This is a genomic window from Streptomyces sp. NPDC046862, assembly GCF_040704615.1.
Classification (GTDB): Bacteria; Actinomycetota; Actinomycetes; order Streptomycetales; family Streptomycetaceae; genus Streptomyces.
In genome coordinates this window covers 1-15,560 of record NZ_JBEYXP010000048.1, presented here as the reverse complement: position 1 = coordinate 15,560, position 15,560 = coordinate 1, and the positions used below count along the sequence as shown (strand labels likewise).

The following is a 15,560-nucleotide window of genomic DNA, read 5'->3' as shown; positions in this document are numbered from 1 at the left end:
CGCTCCCGCTCCGTACGTGGCCCGGGCCGTGCAGGCTCCGCTATTCCTGGTCCGGTTCCTCCTCCAGGAGCACCCTCTCCCGCAGCACCTCGCCCTCCGCCTCCAGCCGGGCGGTGTTCAGCCGCTGCAGGCGCTGCATGTATCCCTCCCCTTCCGGCTCCCTGCCCGCCAGCGCCCTGGCTCGCGTCTCGATTCCCTGCGCGATCTCCTCCCCGAGGTCCGTGAAGAACTCCTCGGGGTCCTCCAGCTCCCGGTACGCCTGGGGCCTGTTCTCCTTCCAGTGCTCCATCGCCTGCTCGCCGTACCGATTCATCGTCGAACTCCCCTGCATGCTCAGCGCTGTTGGATGCCGTGGCCGGGGACGGGCTCCCCGAAGCATCTTCTCCTGTCGCCGGATCGTCCGGGCGTGCCGCAGCCCCTCCCCGCGCCGGGCTGTCCTGGGCATCGAAGTCCAGGCCAGGCAGGAAGCCGTTGTCGTTGATCGAATTGTCGTCGGCGGGCTGCTGCGGAGTACTCAACGCCTGCTCCCCACTACGAAAGGCAGATCTGTGCATCGGGGCCCCGAGCCCGGGGCGGGTACGGCTGGTGGTCCGGGACTAGGAAGGGGGTGGCGGAAAGGCGTGATCACGGGCGGAGGCGCCACCCTTCGGGAAGAAGGCAGCGGGTGGTCGGATCAGCTCCTGGAGCACGACCTGTTCGGCCTCGTCCTTGGCGGAGAGGGCTCGGCGGGAGCGCTGTTCGGCGGTCTCTCCACCGTCGGGCGTGCCTTCGAGGACCATCGCGTCCGACAGTTCCCCGGCCTGCCGCTCGGCCGTCTCGCCGAGATTGGTGAAGAACGCCAGGGGATCCGGCAGCGTGCCGTACTGGCGCGGCAGATGCTGTCGCCAGTGGGCAAGAGCGGCGCGCCCGTACCTGTTCATCGCCATGTCTGGCTCCCGGCTCGTGTCGTCATCCGTTACCGTCCTCGTCGGCTTGCGGAGGGCCTTCGTGGCTCGTGCCGGGCTCGCCGTCGAACTCGGGTCTCCCGGCGGCTAGGAGCAGGGCAAGGTAGTCCGCGTCCCCGCCCCAGGCGGCATCACGGTGCCGGGCCTTGTGCTGGCCGTTTCGGCAGGAACCGAGCCAGAACCGGCCCATGCGCTCCACGGCCCGGGCCAGGGCGTCTTGCCACAGGTACGGCGCGGAGCCTCCGTCCTCCCCGCTCGCGTACGCCGATTCGTAGGAGGTCCACAGCGCCGTGAGCTCTTCCACGACCGCCCCGTGTTTCCACCAGCACTGGCGCGGCAACTGATCCGTCGTCATCTCGTACCGGTCCGCCGCCCAGATCACCCACGCGACGAACTGCGGCCAGAGCACGGCGTGTTCCTCGTCACCGAGTTCGTGCCACCGCACCGGCTCGCCGGCCGCGCGTTCCTTCCCGCCGTCCTCGTCCTCACTGCCGGACGTCCCTGCAGCCGACAGCTGCTCCTCCAGCAACTTGACGCGCTCGCTGAGGAGTACCTGCTCGGCGTTGATGTTGGTGAGTTCGGCGAAGATGTCATCGAAGCCGCTAGCCATGGCCGCGCGCCTTCTCCAGCCGGACGCGGTCGTCGACCAGTTCGTGCGCCCTGCGCGTGGCTTCCTTGATCTCCGCCGCCCGCGGACCTTCGTGGGCGCGAACGAACTTGACGAGGGTGGCGGGGGTCCGGCGGTGGAACACCATCCCGCCGCGTTCGGGGATCATGCGGATCGTGGCCGGCTCGACGACGGCTCGGCGGCGGACCGACGTGGACACCGAGACACGGTCCCCGTCGTCGGAGACGGTCTCCACGTCCTCGTCGAACTCACCCGCGAGGGAGCTGTACGACTTCAGTTCTTCGGGGTCGCTGATACCGCCCAGGAAGACCTTCACAGTGCCGCTGGCGAACATTTTCCTTACGCCGAGGGTGCCCCATCGCTCTTCGGCCTGGGCGTAGCCCTGGAGCACCGCCATGATGAAGATGTTCTGCGATCCGCTGACGCTCATCAGGCTCGGAATTTCCGGCAGCGGTGCGACATTGGCAAGCTCGTCCAGGAAACAGCCGAGCGGAATCGGTAGACGGCCGTTAGGGCTGCGGGCGGCGACCCTCTTGGCGGTGTCAAACATCGCTTTGGCGAATGCCGCATTAAGCGGCGCCAAGGCACTGCCTTCTTCGTCCTCACCGATCAGGAACAGCGTTCCGGACTCCCTTAGGTACGTTTCGATGTCGAAGACTTCCACGTCCCCCTGGGGAGCGAAGATCTCGGCGACCTTCTCGTCATAGAGCGCGATGAAACTCTGCTCCGCAGTCCTCCAGGTGGCGGAACGCTCCTCCTCGGCCGCCGCATGCTGACCGGCGAGCGCGGCGGCGAGCAGGTGCTTGCCCTTCGCCGCCAGCAGGTCAACGGCTTCACGGTTGTCCGGGTCCGTCGCCCAGGCCAACACGTCGAGGACCGGACGCTTGTGCAGGGCTGCAGCATGCAGCCAGCAGGTAATAAGAGTTTTCGCGTTGAGCGCGAAATAACCGCCGTTCTTTGTCCCTTCTTCGCTTTTCGTTGTTGCCGCGAGAGTCTCGGCCCGCTTTCGCGCGACCTGGTACTCTTCGCAGCCTGCGGTCAAAGGCCAGCGCAGCTGATTCGGCCAGCCGGACAGCCCTGTAGGATCCAAAACCCAAACAGGACCATGTTCCTGCCGCAGAATCGCGGTGTTGTAGAGGACGTCTGTCTTGCTGCTGGTCGCGAGGACCGTTCCACGGAATTCGAGGATTTCGGGGAGGATAATCTGGGAGGTCTTTCCCTCGCGCGGCGGGGCGACCAGAATCATCGATTCCTCGATCGTGATCCACAGATGGATTTCCGAGGGGTCTGCGCTGCCGATGTAGACGGCGACGTCGCGAATGGTGATGGCCTTGGCGTTCTGCTCGACGAGCGTCGGACGCAGCGATCCGGCACGGGACAGCGCCTGCTGCTCGCCCATGGCCTTGTCCAGCTGAGCCCGGGAGGCCATCCCGTCGGCGCCATCGGCACCACGGTGCTTCCACCACCAGTACGTCTTCCACGCTCCCCAGATCGCGCCGGCGAGCAGGACGAGGAAGGTGGGCCAGAACACGAAGGGGCCCGCGACGCCAGCACTGGGCGGCCATGCTGCCGAGGGGTCACCGGGGTGCCGGAAGACTGCGACGACCGCGTTGCCCGCCGAGTCCCAGCTGATGGCCGCCGGCCGTCCGTGAGCCAGGACCCCGGACACCAGCGCGGTCAGCCACAGCAGCGCCGTGAGCACGAACGCCGCGACCAGGGGGATGATCCACACGGTGTCGCGCCCGAGGCGCAGTCGTGCCGCGGTCTGTGGCGTGGCGGCTTTCGGCATCATGCCGCGGCCCCCTTACTGAGGCGCATTATCGGGGCCGACGCCTGTGCGCCGTGGCGGTCCGCGGGCTCTCCCGGGCCTGTTTCGGTCATCCGGCGGTTTGTGTCCGTCAGACGGATCTCCAGCGGCGTCCGGATATGTTCCACGAGGTTGATCCGCGAGCCCACCTGCCAGATGCCCCGCCCCGGGGCACACACGTTGGATCCGTCCGCCAGCGCCTTGCGCGCCCAGTCGGGCAGTCCCAGGTAGTCAGCCGTGGTCTCGGCCTCGTCCCGGTCCATGTGATACAGGACCCGGGTCGCCGTCAGTTTCAAGATGGCAGCCGCCTCGGGAGCCTGGTCCAGCAGCAGATCCCCGAGGTGGTGAAGTACCGCCCAGAAGGACAACCCAAGGCGCCTGCCGTACCTGACCAGTTCCTCAAACAGCCTCGCGACCGGCCGGTGGGAGAGTATGTGCCAGGCCTCCTCGACGATCAAAGTTCTTTTGATCCGGTCGTTTGGCTTGATCCATCCGAACCTCAGCCAGGGCCCTATGACCGCCATCAGCAGCGGCATGGCTTCGCCCTCGCGCGGCAGCTTCGTCAAATCGAAGATGATCAAACGGGCGTCGAGATCGATCCCTGCGGTCGTCGGCCCGTCGAACATCCCGCTCAAGTCGCGGCTGGGGTTGCACAGCTCGTCCAGGGCCAGCGCTGCCGGCTGGCCCCACTCCACCAACTCCTCGGGCATGACGGGCTGTTGACCGAGGAGGGTCTGCTTGGGAGCGGTCAGGGCGTCCAGAACGTCGGAGAGGATCACCACACGCTGCTGTTCGAGCGCGGCAGCGGTCGCGGTCTTGTGGGCCTCGGCCAGGGCGAACTTGGCCTGAGAGGTAAGTGTGCCGGTGAGGATCTCCATCATGGACACGAGCACCTTGAACTGGTGCTCTGCAGGTATCCGGGGGTCGAGAGGGTTGATCCGTACCCCTTCACCAGCGTCACCCGCGCCGTAGACCAGGCGGATCGGCGTGATGCCCAGTTGTCGGGCGATGCCGTCCCATTCGCCGGCACCGTCCTCGCCCTGCGCGTCCAGAACGGCGAAGTTCCGGTCCCTGAAGCGCAGTTGGCGCAGGACGTACGTCTTCTCCAATGCGGACTTGCCGTATCCGCTCTTACCCAAGATCAGTGCGTGCCCGCTGGCGAGTCGGACGCGTGCCCGCGGGTTGTAGAGGATGAACGGGTCGTAGATGTACGCCTTACCGCTGTAGGCCTCCCGGCCGATGATCACGCCACGGGGGTCCATGCTGGCCGCGCCGACCGCCGGGTAGAGACCGCAGGCGTGGCTAGTGGTCGAGCGCATGGCCCGTCGCCGCGTCTGTGACTGCCGCCGCAGCATCTCCAGCATCGCTACAGCCCTTCCTTCAAGAGCCCGGCGTTGAAAGGCAGGGTGTTGGCGAAGGCCCTGTAGTGCTCGGCGTCGCACCACTCCAGCCGCAGTCCGGCGCGGGTGGCGCCGGCGCGGACGGTGTCGGCATCCCGGCGCAGGGCATCGAGGGAAGGCGAGGTAACGGTGATCCAGGCTGCGAGCCGCGTGCCCGCTGCCCCGTCGGCGATGTCCCGCATGGTGCTGAGCGAGGCACGCTGGGCCTTCTGCTCCCGGGGGTCCTCGATGCGGCCGGCCTTCTTGTCCGCCTGGCCCAGCTCGTTCGTGGCATCCGCCATCGCCTCGGTGATGGCCTGGTCGGTGGGGACAAGATCCATCACCACGGACACCGACAGGATGATGTCCTGGATGTAGAGCAAGACGGGCGCGAGGAAATTGATGCCGACCGGAAGCACGGGAAGTTCCTTCACCCAGGCGGTCATCGAGTACCAGTTGTCCTCGGAGGCCTCCCAGCTGCGGGAGGCCATGTACTTCTTGTTCCGGGCATCCAGTTCGGCCGGCCAGCACGTGACCCGGTCCATCCCGGTGGTGTCGTCGATCCAGTGGCTGGGGTCGTACGAGTGATGCAGGTAGGAGGCCAGGCCGGCTTCGTCGAAATTGCGCACGTGGCGCAGCTGTCCGCGTCCCAGCGTCCGGATGAAGCTCTCGATCTCCTGACCGAGAGTGATCGCGTAACCCTCGTGGAGGGTGTTGTAGCGACGGGCCTCGGCGACCAGGTCGGAGGTATAGGGGATGCCCACCACGAGCAGCAGCCGACGGTCTTCTGCTGTGACCGCGACGCGTCGGATCAGGTCGTCGTACGACTGCTGCAGCCACGACGGGCTGTCGGCATCGCGGCGGTCGGCGGCGTCCCGGGCGTGGGCGTTGGGGTCCGTGGGGATGACCCTGCTGATCCACTGAAGGCGGCGAATCCGGCCTCCGCTGTCGGCCGTGGTCTTGAGCAGGTGTTCGTAGGCCCGGATCAGAGCCTCTTTGTCCGCGGTGTCGAGGCTGCCGAAGTCGCGCTGGCCTTCCACCTCTACGACGGCCGTAAACATCAGCTCGTCCGGTTGCAGCACGATCGCGATCTCGCCGAAGGCGGTGCGGGCCGTGATCCACTGCATGTTGCGGGGGACGCCGACGGGCACGTCGACGGGGACGCGGCGGCCGTCGGCGAATCGGCCTGCGTACGGCGCCTTCGACTTGTACAGCAGCGAGCCGTCACGCAGCAGCTTCTTGTAGGTCCGGTTGATCTCGAACCACCGGACGTAGGTCCGCCCTTTGTAGGGCGCGAGAGTTGCCCAGGCGCAGGTGCCCGCGATCAGCACGAAGCCGACGATCTTCAGTACGATGCCCGCGAGGATCCAGGCCGCGAGGAGTCCGCCGACGAGCCCGGCTCCCAAGACGAGCTGCTCATCGGCTTCGAGCTTCCGGCCGAGCAGTCCGCGAGGCCTCGGCCGGGGGTATGTGAAGGTGCGTGCCACAACTACTCCTGGTCGTGCGACGGGACGGACATCAGCGCATCTCCTCGTCCGCCGGCGGGGGCGGTTCCGGCTGCTCGCCCGGAGGCTCTGGCGGCGGCCAGGACTGCGGTCCTCCTGGATCCATCGGCTCCTCGCCGACTGGCACGCTGTCCGGCCCTCCGGCCTCGGGAGTACTGACGGCAGACGGTGCTTCCCCTCCGGTGGCGTGGTCACCGCGGCCGTCGGAGTCACTGCCGTCGGACGACTGCGCCGCTGAGCCGCCGGAGTCGAGACCGGCGGTTGCCCCGTCGACACCCCGTTTGACCGCGGCTTCGGCCTCGTCCTTGGTCTTGTCGACGCCCTTCTTCGCGGCCACGGCCGCCGTGCCGGCACCAGTCGCGGCAGCGGCTCCTTCGACCGCCCCGGCTTGGGTGGCTCCCTCGGTTTCTCCGCCGCTCATGGCGTCGCCGTCCGCCGCGTCGGCCTCTCCTCCGTCGTCGTCTTCGCCGGATCCGCCGCCGTTGCCTCCGCCCATCCGCGACTTGAGTTCGCCGTAGGAGTCGCCCACCTGGTTTCCGACGTTCTTGGCCCGACCCTTGAGGTCGTCACGCGCCGCGTACATGTCGCGCAGCTCGTCGCCGAATATGGGGATGAACTTCGAGAGCTGGAAGGGCATGTAGAAGGCGAGGAACAACAGCGCGATCGCGGTGAAGACGGTGGCGAAGGACTGGGCCAGGCTGGGATTCGGGGACTCGGACGCGAGCGTGCCCGTGGCGAGCGCGATGACGGTGAAGGTGACGTACTTCGAGGCGATGATCGCGACCATCACTCCGCACCAGCGCTTGGTGTGCCCCCACAGGTCACGGTCGACCAGGCCGCTGAAAACAGTCGGCCCGAAGACCAGCCCCGACAAGATCAGCGCATTGCGAACGACGAGCTCCAACCACACACCGGCCACGGCCCCCAGCAACGCCAAACTGAAGAAGATCACGATGACCGCGCCACCAGGAATCTTCATCAGCACGAGCATCGCCGTCGTAACGGCGACGACCATGTCGGCAGCGTCTCCCGCCACCGGCTTGAACATGGCCTCCGCGGCCTCGTCGAACACCCGCACGGTGTATGCGACCGCCAACGGTGCGAAGGCGGAGACAAGCACCGACATGAGGAGGAAACCGATCGACTCCCCCATCGCCTGGAGCGGCTGCACCCCCTGAATCGCCCTCTTGACCACGGCGACCAGCCAAAGGATCACAGTCAGCACCGTGGAAGCGGCGAACGCCATGGTGTAGGTCCTGAGAAACCCGGGGTCCTGCCAGTCGATCCTCGTGGTTGAGCCGAGTGCCTTCATCATCTGGGTGAAGAGGCTGGTAACGGCGTTGTTGAAGAACTGGGCAATGTACCCCAGGGGATCGCTCGCGAAGTCGATCGCCTGGTTCGTCTTCTCGACGACGTTGCAGACCTTGTCCGCGAACGGGATGTTCTTGCAGGACCAGTCAGAAAAGTCGTTCGCCTGAGCCTGGCCTGGCGCGAGCATCAGGGTGAGTGTGGCGGTCAGGCCGATGATCCAGGTCAGCCGGGTCCGCACCCGATACAGAGTCTCAGCCGACATACGGGGGCGCATTGAACTCCCGATCTGCCGTGCGGAACTCGTCCACGCTCGTGGGGTCGTCGCTGCCTGCGTCCAGAGGGGTCGGACCGTTGACGGATGTGATCGAGGCCAACTTCCAGTCACCGGACTGCCACTGCAGCGTCAGCGTGTAGGTGGTCCATGACGCGGACACGGGCATCGGAGCGCTCTTATCCGTGACACCGACGAGTCCGGCCATCCACACCTCGACGGTGGCCACCTGATCGGTGTACGTGGTGACCCGGGTGCCCATCGCCGCACCCCGTGCGACCAACTTGTCCTCGTTGCCACTGGTGACACCCAGTGAAGTGAGGACCTGCTGCATCCCGTTGTCGTCGTTGCGGACCTGCCGGTCCAGCGCCTGGCTGGTCATCATCGCGGCGAGGATCGCGTGCCGGACCTTCTCATCGGTGAAGTACGCTGCAGACGATCGAGCCACCTGGTAGTTCACCGCCGCCTGAACAGCGCCAGCTTGGTTGTGGGTGTAGCCGACCGGGACACCGCTGACCAACTTCTTGGCGGTGCTCTTGGTGTCTCCTCCGGTGTCGTTCCGCTCCGCCGGTGCAGTCTGGCTCTGGCCATCGGACGAGCCGTCGGAAGTCGAGCCGCCGCTACCGCCGGAAAGGCTCATGAACACGGCGAGGATGACCAGCGCGAGGAAGATCACTCCGGTGACCGCCATGCCCCGCCACCAGGGCTTGCCGCTCTTCGCGTCCGTCGGGATCTCATCGACCAGGACTCGGGTACCCCGGCCAGGGGTGTTCTGGCGGGCCATCAGATACCCATCCCGTAAACGATTGTGAAGATTGTCCCTATTGAGGCGACGACGAAGGCCCCGACGAGGCTGCCGGCGATCTCCTTCTTGCCCTTGCTGACCTGGGCCACGTCGTGTTGGCCTTCGCCGACCTTCAGGTGCACTGCGCCGAGGATCGCGCGCCCCAGCAGCACGAGCACGACGCCAGCCATTAGGGCCTGAATCACCGTCCGCCCGGTCGTCCCCAGCGCCCCGAATGGGCCCCACTCCGGAGACAGCCCGTTCACGAGGGTGCCGATGTCACCACTAGCAGCAAGATCCACCAGGTGTTGCGAAACGGGCATCCCCCGACTCCCTTCCACCCTCGTTTCGGAGGCAGGCCCGAACTCGGGCCGTGACAGTGAAAGGTACATACATGCAAACTTGACAACAAGCGTTTACAGATTGAGAGACTGCGGCCCGACGCCGAGAGTGCACCTTGAGGGGCACCCCCGAACTCGGAGTCGACTCCAGGCAACGCCTCCCTCCAGAGCGCTACAGCTACAACCCTTGGCTACTCAAGGACGCAGTTCATTGGGATGTTTAACTTGATCCATGCGGCACTGATTAACGCTCAAGGGCACCCTTCCGGCCACTCCAAGCGCCAGCGAGTGGCAGCTGTCGAGTGGCACCAAACACTCGACAAGCCTGCCTCCGGGTGACCTCACAGAACCCCAACGCGGGTAGCTCTCGCGTCGTGATTACTGTTCACTGACCTCATATCATCAACACACGTTTATGACTGAGGTCGGATGAATGGGCTAGGTAAGGCAGCGATAGGAGTCGCCGCGGCAGGTGTCTCGGTGCTCTCGCTCTGCGTTCTTGCGGTCAGCGGCGCCACGACTGAAGCCAACGCCAACACGTGCCAGACCGGCCTCCAGCCAGTGGGCGATGGGGAAAGCGGAGCCGGCGCGGGAGGGGAAGCGCCCAAGTTCGACGGCTCACAGAAGGCCGTCAACATCCAGGTGACCGTGCCGCTACACCCGGAAGGCGCACAGAACAGTGCGAAGTGGACCGCTAGTCAGATCCGCAACGCGAGCACCATCACCAATGTCGCCCGCACCCGGGACCTCTCGCCTCGTGCTGCCGTCATCGCCGTTGCGACCGCCATGCAGGAGAGCACGCTCGACAACCTGCACCATGGTCATGCGGACAGCGTGGGGCTCTTCCAGCAGCGGCCCTCACAGGGCTGGGGAACGGTCAGCCAGCTCACCGACCCTGTATACGCAGCCGGGAAGTTCTACGACAGGCTCATCAACATTGACAACTGGCAGAAGAAGTCCCTGACCAAAGTCGCCGCGAGCATCCAGCTCCCTGCCGAGGAGCACCGCGACGAGTACGCCAAGTGGGAGTCCGCGGCCGGCTCGCTCGTGGCCAAGACGTGGGGAACCCACGCCGTGACCTCGATCAGCACGGGCTGCAACGACCCTGCCGCTTCCGGCGGCACGGACCCCAACACCAAGTTCAAGGTCAAGAATCCGCGCACCGTTGCCCAGGCGATCTCCAGCGCCCGGAGCGAGGCGGGCAAGACAGGCTGGTACCGGATGTGCGACAACTTCGTCGCCCAGGCCTATGGCTGGGGCTCCTCCGGATCCGCAACCGCCAACGTTCACTGGAACCGGCTCGTGGACGCAGGGCTCGCTCACCCCGGCAACATGTCACCACCCCCAGGGGCGCTGCTCTTCTACGACACCGGCGAGTCAGCGGGGCACGTCGCCCTCTACCTGGGCAACGATCAGGTCGCCAGCAACGACGTCGGCGACGACTACCCACGCCAGGGCAAGATCGCGATCGTTCCGCGGAAAGACCTCACGGACGGCGCCTGGCGGCTGCGATACCGCGGATGGGCCGAGCCGAGCTTCCCGAGCGCCGGCGGTATCAGCACCATCCCGCTCCTCCCGGACAAGAAGGCGGGCCAGCAGTGAACGCAATACCTACTGATGCAGTGCAGGTTCGGATCACCCCTGATGGGATCTGCTTCATTGACGAGGAGTACTTCACCCCGCCCCCCGACGTCTCCCTCAACGAAGCCGTCCTGGCCCACCTCCAGTTGGAGGCTGCCGCGCTGGAGATGCCGATCCGCGCCGTGATCCAAGACGAGCAGGCTCAGTACACGACATCGATCCAGGTCAACACTGACGGCACCAGCCATCCCCTGGACGACGAATCACAAGTCCCCGACCAACCGAACTTGCCTCAGACGACCGGCATGCTGGCCCCTCCCGCGTCGTCGCCACACACAGCGGATCCCGTACCAGCCGACCGGCCGTACGAGCCGCTGCCTGAGCCCTACCGCGGCCGACTCGCGTCCACATGCGCAACCGCTAACCAGGACCACTTCACCGAAGCGGCCCGCGACGCCGATCAGTTGCTCGCCGAGTTCTCCGCCCAGTATGGCCCGAGCCACCTGTACACCCTGGCAGTCGGCCTCGTACGCGGTGACATCGCCTGGCTCACCCAGGACTACCGATACGGACTGCAGATCTGGATCTTCATGGCTCGGTCGTGGCACCTCCATCTCGGCCCGCGGCACAGCACCACAATCCGCGCCGTCGGCAACGCACTCGGCTGCTGGCTTCGCCTTCAGCCCGAGGACGCGAAGGCGTCCGCCCCGCACGTAGTCAAGCTTCTTCAGGACATCACCATCCCGAACTCTGACTCGGCGGTTCAGGCCATCAACCGTCGGACGCGGCGAATCGCCCTGGCCAACTAGCAGACAAATGCGGATACTTGACCCATGAATCCCGTTCGTATCGGCCGCACCATCATCTTCCTACTGCCGTACACCCTCATAGTCACTGGAATCCTCGCCGCGTCGAAGGTCGCCGGTGCACCTGGCGGCTCTGTCGCTGCATTGCAGGCCCTTGGCATAGCCGCCGTTGGCGGGTTCTGGGCCTGGCGACGCGGTCGGCGCAGCGGCTACTGATCTCCACCAAGTCGCGCTTCCTACCCTGTCCCCCGAGTGCAAGGCCTGACGGAGCAATCCAGTCTGCGTGAGCCTGCTCGTGCTGCTCTGTACCGCTACCGGTAGCGGACACACCCCTCGAACCAGGTGGGGGGCGTCTGCGCTCGGTCGTCGCTGACGTCCACCAACACGGTCGCCACAGTGGGCACCGGCGGGGCCGGCGGTTCCGCCTCATGGGCTTCGAGGAGCTGGAGCACATGGGGTGGCAACCGGTGAGGGCCACCACGCAAGATGGCGGGAGCGTCATCGTCACGATCCGCGTCCGGGGTTTGGGCGTGGGCAACGTTCTCCCCGGCGCCGTGGCCGGGAGTTGATCCCGCGGAGTACGTCGGTGACCGGTCCATGCCCACGAGCGTCATCCCTTTGACGGCGGCGAATACGTCACTAACGATCTTGCTGCTGGAACGGGAGGTCGATGCGTTGGCGGCACCACGACGGTCGCACAGCACCCTGTTCCACGGCAGCGATTCCCCCCACAGAACTTTGTGACGCACATTGTGCCCGCCTGCCTTCCGGCCGACCTCACTCTGCACGCGATACGCCGACAGGAGCGTGCATCCATGGTGTGACCCGTCAGCGGCAACGTGATCGCATAGAAGCCCTGCCTGAGCCGCTTCCTCCTCGCCCCCGCCGCCCCAATCCCAGTGGTTGTACAGCAAGTAGACAGGCACGCACCCGACGGCCAGCGCGTGCTGGACGAGCAGGTCGCACTGGTACACGTTCCTTTTCCCGACGGTGTAGTTGAAGGGGTACCGGCTCTGCTTCGACGCCTTCTTGGCCTGGATCCGCAGACCGACCCCGTGAGTGCGGTTATGGATCCACAGCTCCCAGTCGGCACCGTTCTGACGCTCCTGGTCCTTGGTGAACTGGAAGACCTTGACCCGGTCGCCAACGAACTGACGCAAGTGCCGGATGTTCATGTCGGTAAAGCTTTCCTCACCAGGCGCAGGGGGGTAGCGGTGATGGCCGTTGTGCAGCCAGCGGAACGTGTCGCCGGCTATCCACATCAGCACCTCGCACAGCGAAGACTGCTGACCCACCTGGGGGTCGGTGCTCGGCAGGGGAAATGCGGGTCCGATCATGGGCATCAGCTAACCAAAGGCCACCGACATGAAGCGTACGAAGCGAGCGAGAAACCGGACGTCGTCTCCGGCTCTCCGGCCCTCGTCGACCTTCACCTCGACAAGGCCCTCGCCAAGAACGCAGGGGGCCGCTGACAACTAGCCACACAAGACATTGGCGCTCCCGACTATTCCGGTCGGGGGCGTCGGCGGCATTCGGCCCCTACGAGGTCGGCGCCGAATAGCCGAGAGGCCCGCCCTCGCCCCGATCCCGGCAGACGTGAGCGAGCCCTACCCGGTGCGGACGGGTGACCTGTAAGTGTGTCGCCGATCCGACCATCCTGGGGTGCGCGACGCTCCGGTCATGACGATGGTGGAGATCCAAATGCCCGAGGACCGACTCGACATCACCGCCCTGGACGTTTCATTCGCCGATCTGCCTGTCGCCAGTGCGTCGGTCGCGCTGGTACGCGGGTTCGGCGGTGACCTGGATGAACTGAGGGAAACGCTGCGGGAGTACTTCGCCGATGACGCCTCGTGGTGCCGGGTCGGCAACGCAGTCCACACGGTTACCGACGGAGATGCCGAGGTGCGCCTGGTGCCACGGTCGGACGTGCCGACCTGGCACGCGGACCACTTCCAGGCCGGTTGGAAAAGCCGCGAGGGTGCGCGGATTCCGCCGGAGTTTCGGCTGCAGTACGCCAGGTACGTGGACAGAAGACATAAGGCACGCGAATCTTGCCTTCAAGGCGAGGATCTACGCGCGGTGGCGGCCAAGGAAGGGGCCGGGGGCGTCGACAAGCTGGTACGGCATCATCGTGCTCAGCTCGCCGAGTGGTACGACGCCCTAGACGTCCTGCTCCACGCGGTGCAGACCGGTCCGGACCTCCCCGGGTGGGCCACCTCGGTGGCCAAGGAGGAGCTGCTGGACTGGCACCGGACCCGCGAGTACCTCACGAGCGCCGTGCTCGAATACCACCACGGCAGCGACACCGAGCCGCGCCCCGAAACCGTGTTCGGCAATCTGTGCTTTCACTTCTCGGCAGGCTCGGTGGCACTGGTACCCGGCTTCTAAGCTAAGAGGGCGACATCGGGTACTCATGCCGTAGGACGGGGCGAAGCTGTCGCGGGCGGAGCGCTCACGCTCCCGTTCACCAGGATCCAGGTCAGGGACTCGGGCACAGACTGCGAAAGGCGATGCAGGTCTGGGAAAGACATACGACCGAGTCGCCGTACACGATGCGCCGTACCCCAACGAGGCGGTCGCCTTGCTCGCGTCGCCACCGACTGCGGTCGAACAGGGCAGCAGAAGCGGTCGCGATCACGCGCGGTTGGTGGGTGCGGTCGGCCTCGGTCACTTCGGGGAGGCCGGCGCCGGGTCGGCGAAGGGGGTGAAGTCGGCGGGTGGGTGGTCGATGGGCAGGTCGGGCCGCCAGGCGGTGAGGATCTGGGCACTGCATACGAACAGCCCGGGCGGCAGGCCGTCCAGCGGCCACCAGCGCCAGTCGCCGACGCTTTCGCCGCTCTGGTCGGCGGGGGTTCCCTGCCAGGCGGTGACGATGGCGCCCACCGTCATGCGCACGACGCTGCCGACGTGGTCGACGAGGGTGCCGAGCAGACGGACGTCGGCCGGGCGGGCGGTCAGTCCGGTTTCCTCGGCGAGTTCGCGCACCACGGTCTCCGCCATAGCCTCTCCGGGCTCCACGCTCCCGCCGGGCAACTCGAAAGTGCCTCGGTGGTGGCGGCCCAGCAGCAGGCCGTGCGGGCTGAGCAAGATGGCGCCGACGCCGAGCGCCGCGTGTGCCTCGGGCGGTCGGGAGGTGCGCGGGCGGGAGGTGATGCGGGCCGGGCGGTAGGCCTGGAAGAGCCGGTAGGAGGCACGATTAGTCTTCTCCGGGGCGTCGAGGACGGTGATGGTCTCCACCCGCAGCCCGTACTGGACCAGGAGGTCCTCCCACAGTTCCGGGGTGAGCACCCACATTTGGACGGTCAAGTCCCCGCCACCGGCCAGGCGCAGAAACTCCGGTCGCGGGGCCACGGCGGTGGTGGGGCCGTGGCCGTGGGAGTTGGTGTGCAGGACGGTGAAGTACAGGCGTCCGCCGGGCTTGAGCGCCGCGGCCAGAGCAGGCAGCAGCCGGTGCGGGTCGATGAAGGGGAACGCGTTGACGGAGTAGATGACGTCGTACGGCACGGCCGCGTGCAGGTGCGTGACGGCGTCCGCACACATCAGGTTGAGCCCGGTCAGCTGGGGGTATCGGATGCGTGCGCGCTCGATCTGCGTGGCCGAGGAGTCGACGGCGTCCACCCGTGCACCACGGTCGCGGGCGAGATGGGCGGCGTGCCGGGCCGGCCCGCAGCCGAGGTCCAGCATGCGCATGCCATGCAGGTCGCCGAGGATCTCGTCGCCCGGCCCGGTGCCGCCGGGACCCCAATCGATCCGCTCCACCTCCGCCAGAGGGGTGGCCCGCTGGAGGTGATGGCGGCCGTACTCCGTCCACACCTCGGTATTGGTCGCCTCGGGCTTCACCGTGCCGCTCCTTTGGTCGGCACCAGCCTGGTGCAGGCACGTGGGAGAGAGGCACCTGGGGCGAGCGCCTCGGACACAGGTCGGGTGGCGGGTTCTACACAGGACGTACGGATCTCGCCGGGGCCGAACATCGGTTCCACGCGCGCCATGTGCAGGGCTGCGGGCGCCTCGGTTGGCGCGGCAGAAGTGGGAGACGACGGCGGGAGAGGAGGAGCCACGGTGTTCCTTCGTTCTTGGGGCAGGAGAGGAAGCGGCAGCCGCCGGGCCCGGCGGCGGGGGCCCCCGGGCGTGGGGGGGCCGGGGGTGTCCCGGGCGGGGGGGAGGCCCGGAGCCCAGCCGAAAACCCCCCCCCCCCGGGCC

General features: G+C 66.6%; 14 protein-coding genes. 3 read left to right on the top strand and 11 right to left on the bottom strand.

Annotated features, from left to right (window positions below; all coding sequences use genetic code 11):
* Window positions 1-40: 40 nt before the first annotated feature.
* From AB0959_RS39165 to AB0959_RS39125, 9 genes are all read right to left on the bottom strand, one after another.
* Window positions 41-313, bottom strand: a complete 273-nt coding sequence (locus AB0959_RS39165) for a hypothetical protein (protein WP_366831552.1) — start codon at window positions 311-313, stop codon at window positions 41-43.
* 283 nt (window positions 314-596) lie between these two features.
* A complete protein-coding gene (locus AB0959_RS39160; protein ID WP_366831551.1) occupies window positions 597-926 on the bottom strand; it encodes a hypothetical protein in 330 nt (109 codons plus the stop codon).
* 22 nt (window positions 927-948) lie between these two features.
* Window positions 949-1,554 carry a hypothetical protein gene (locus AB0959_RS39155; protein ID WP_366831550.1) on the bottom strand — a complete coding sequence of 202 codons (606 nt, stop codon included), beginning with the start codon at window positions 1,552-1,554 and terminating at the stop codon, window positions 949-951.
* A complete protein-coding gene (locus AB0959_RS39150; RefSeq protein ID WP_366831549.1) occupies window positions 1,547-3,364 on the bottom strand; it encodes a TraM recognition domain-containing protein in 1,818 nt (605 codons plus the stop codon). The genes AB0959_RS39155 and AB0959_RS39150 overlap by 8 nt, the downstream gene beginning before the upstream one ends.
* Window positions 3,361-4,743, bottom strand: coding sequence for an ATP/GTP-binding protein (locus AB0959_RS39145; protein WP_366831548.1), 1,383 nt, complete (start codon window positions 4,741-4,743; stop codon window positions 3,361-3,363). The genes AB0959_RS39150 and AB0959_RS39145 overlap by 4 nt, the downstream gene beginning before the upstream one ends.
* A 2-nt stretch (window positions 4,744-4,745) precedes the next feature.
* Complete coding sequence (locus AB0959_RS39140; protein ID WP_366831547.1) at window positions 4,746-6,245, bottom strand: SCO6880 family protein; 1,500 nt, start codon at window positions 6,243-6,245, stop codon at window positions 4,746-4,748.
* Between the two features lie 31 nt (window positions 6,246-6,276).
* Complete coding sequence (locus AB0959_RS39135; protein ID WP_366831546.1) at window positions 6,277-7,836, bottom strand: hypothetical protein; 1,560 nt, start codon at window positions 7,834-7,836, stop codon at window positions 6,277-6,279.
* On the bottom strand, window positions 7,826-8,629 hold the full coding sequence (locus AB0959_RS39130; protein ID WP_366831545.1) for a hypothetical protein: 804 nt from the start codon (window positions 8,627-8,629) through the stop codon (window positions 7,826-7,828). Before AB0959_RS39130 ends, AB0959_RS39135 begins: the two co-directional genes overlap by 11 nt.
* Window positions 8,629-8,952 (bottom strand): hypothetical protein, encoded by a 324-nt coding sequence (locus AB0959_RS39125; protein ID WP_366831544.1) that lies wholly within the window; start codon window positions 8,950-8,952, stop codon window positions 8,629-8,631. Before AB0959_RS39125 ends, AB0959_RS39130 begins: the two co-directional genes overlap by 1 nt.
* 498 nt (window positions 8,953-9,450) lie before the next feature.
* Here AB0959_RS39125 and AB0959_RS39120 point away from each other — a divergent pair, with 498 nt between their 5' ends.
* Both AB0959_RS39120 and AB0959_RS39115 read left to right on the top strand, forming a co-directional pair.
* Complete coding sequence (locus AB0959_RS39120; RefSeq protein ID WP_366831543.1) at window positions 9,451-10,572, top strand: hypothetical protein; 1,122 nt, start codon at window positions 9,451-9,453, stop codon at window positions 10,570-10,572.
* A gap of 20 nt (window positions 10,573-10,592) precedes the next feature.
* Window positions 10,593-11,360 (top strand): hypothetical protein, encoded by a 768-nt coding sequence (locus AB0959_RS39115; protein ID WP_366831542.1) that lies wholly within the window; start codon window positions 10,593-10,595, stop codon window positions 11,358-11,360.
* Between the two features lie 308 nt (window positions 11,361-11,668).
* Here the strand turns inward: AB0959_RS39115 and AB0959_RS39110 are convergent, their stop codons facing one another.
* The gene (locus AB0959_RS39110; protein ID WP_366831541.1) at window positions 11,669-12,694 is read right to left on the bottom strand and encodes a DUF6615 family protein; all 1,026 of its coding nucleotides are present in this window, start codon (window positions 12,692-12,694) and stop codon (window positions 11,669-11,671) included.
* Between the two features lie 343 nt (window positions 12,695-13,037).
* Between AB0959_RS39110 and AB0959_RS39105 the strand changes: the two genes are divergently transcribed.
* Window positions 13,038-13,748, top strand: coding sequence for a hypothetical protein (locus AB0959_RS39105; protein ID WP_366831540.1), 711 nt, complete (start codon window positions 13,038-13,040; stop codon window positions 13,746-13,748).
* Window positions 13,749-14,027: 279 nt separating this feature from the next.
* Here the strand turns inward: AB0959_RS39105 and AB0959_RS39100 are convergent, their stop codons facing one another.
* Window positions 14,028-15,200 carry a bifunctional class I SAM-dependent methyltransferase/NUDIX hydrolase gene (locus AB0959_RS39100; protein WP_366831539.1) on the bottom strand — a complete coding sequence of 391 codons (1,173 nt, stop codon included), beginning with the start codon at window positions 15,198-15,200 and terminating at the stop codon, window positions 14,028-14,030.
* Window positions 15,201-15,560 lie beyond the last annotated feature (360 nt).

What these genes read in the sequence shown, in the direction of transcription:
- AB0959_RS39165 (WP_366831552.1), bottom strand. Translation starts at nt 313, where the DNA reads ATGAATCGGTACGGCGAGCAGGCGATGGAGCACTGGAAGGAGAACAGG.
- AB0959_RS39160 (WP_366831551.1), bottom strand. Translation starts at nt 926, where the DNA reads ATGGCGATGAACAGGTACGGGCGCGCCGCTCTTGCCCACTGGCGACAG.
- AB0959_RS39155 (WP_366831550.1), bottom strand. Translation starts at nt 1,554, where the DNA reads ATGGCTAGCGGCTTCGATGACATCTTCGCCGAACTCACCAACATCAAC.
- AB0959_RS39150 (WP_366831549.1), bottom strand. Translation starts at nt 3,364, where the DNA reads ATGATGCCGAAAGCCGCCACGCCACAGACCGCGGCACGACTGCGCCTC.
- AB0959_RS39145 (WP_366831548.1), bottom strand. Translation starts at nt 4,743, where the DNA reads ATGCTGGAGATGCTGCGGCGGCAGTCACAGACGCGGCGACGGGCCATG.
- AB0959_RS39135 (WP_366831546.1), bottom strand. Translation starts at nt 7,836, where the DNA reads ATGTCGGCTGAGACTCTGTATCGGGTGCGGACCCGGCTGACCTGGATC.
- AB0959_RS39130 (WP_366831545.1), bottom strand. Translation starts at nt 8,629, where the DNA reads ATGGCCCGCCAGAACACCCCTGGCCGGGGTACCCGAGTCCTGGTCGAT.
- AB0959_RS39125 (WP_366831544.1), bottom strand. Translation starts at nt 8,952, where the DNA reads ATGCCCGTTTCGCAACACCTGGTGGATCTTGCTGCTAGTGGTGACATC.
- AB0959_RS39110 (WP_366831541.1), bottom strand. Translation starts at nt 12,694, where the DNA reads ATGATCGGACCCGCATTTCCCCTGCCGAGCACCGACCCCCAGGTGGGT.
- AB0959_RS39105 (WP_366831540.1), top strand. Translation starts at nt 13,038, where the DNA reads ATGACGATGGTGGAGATCCAAATGCCCGAGGACCGACTCGACATCACC.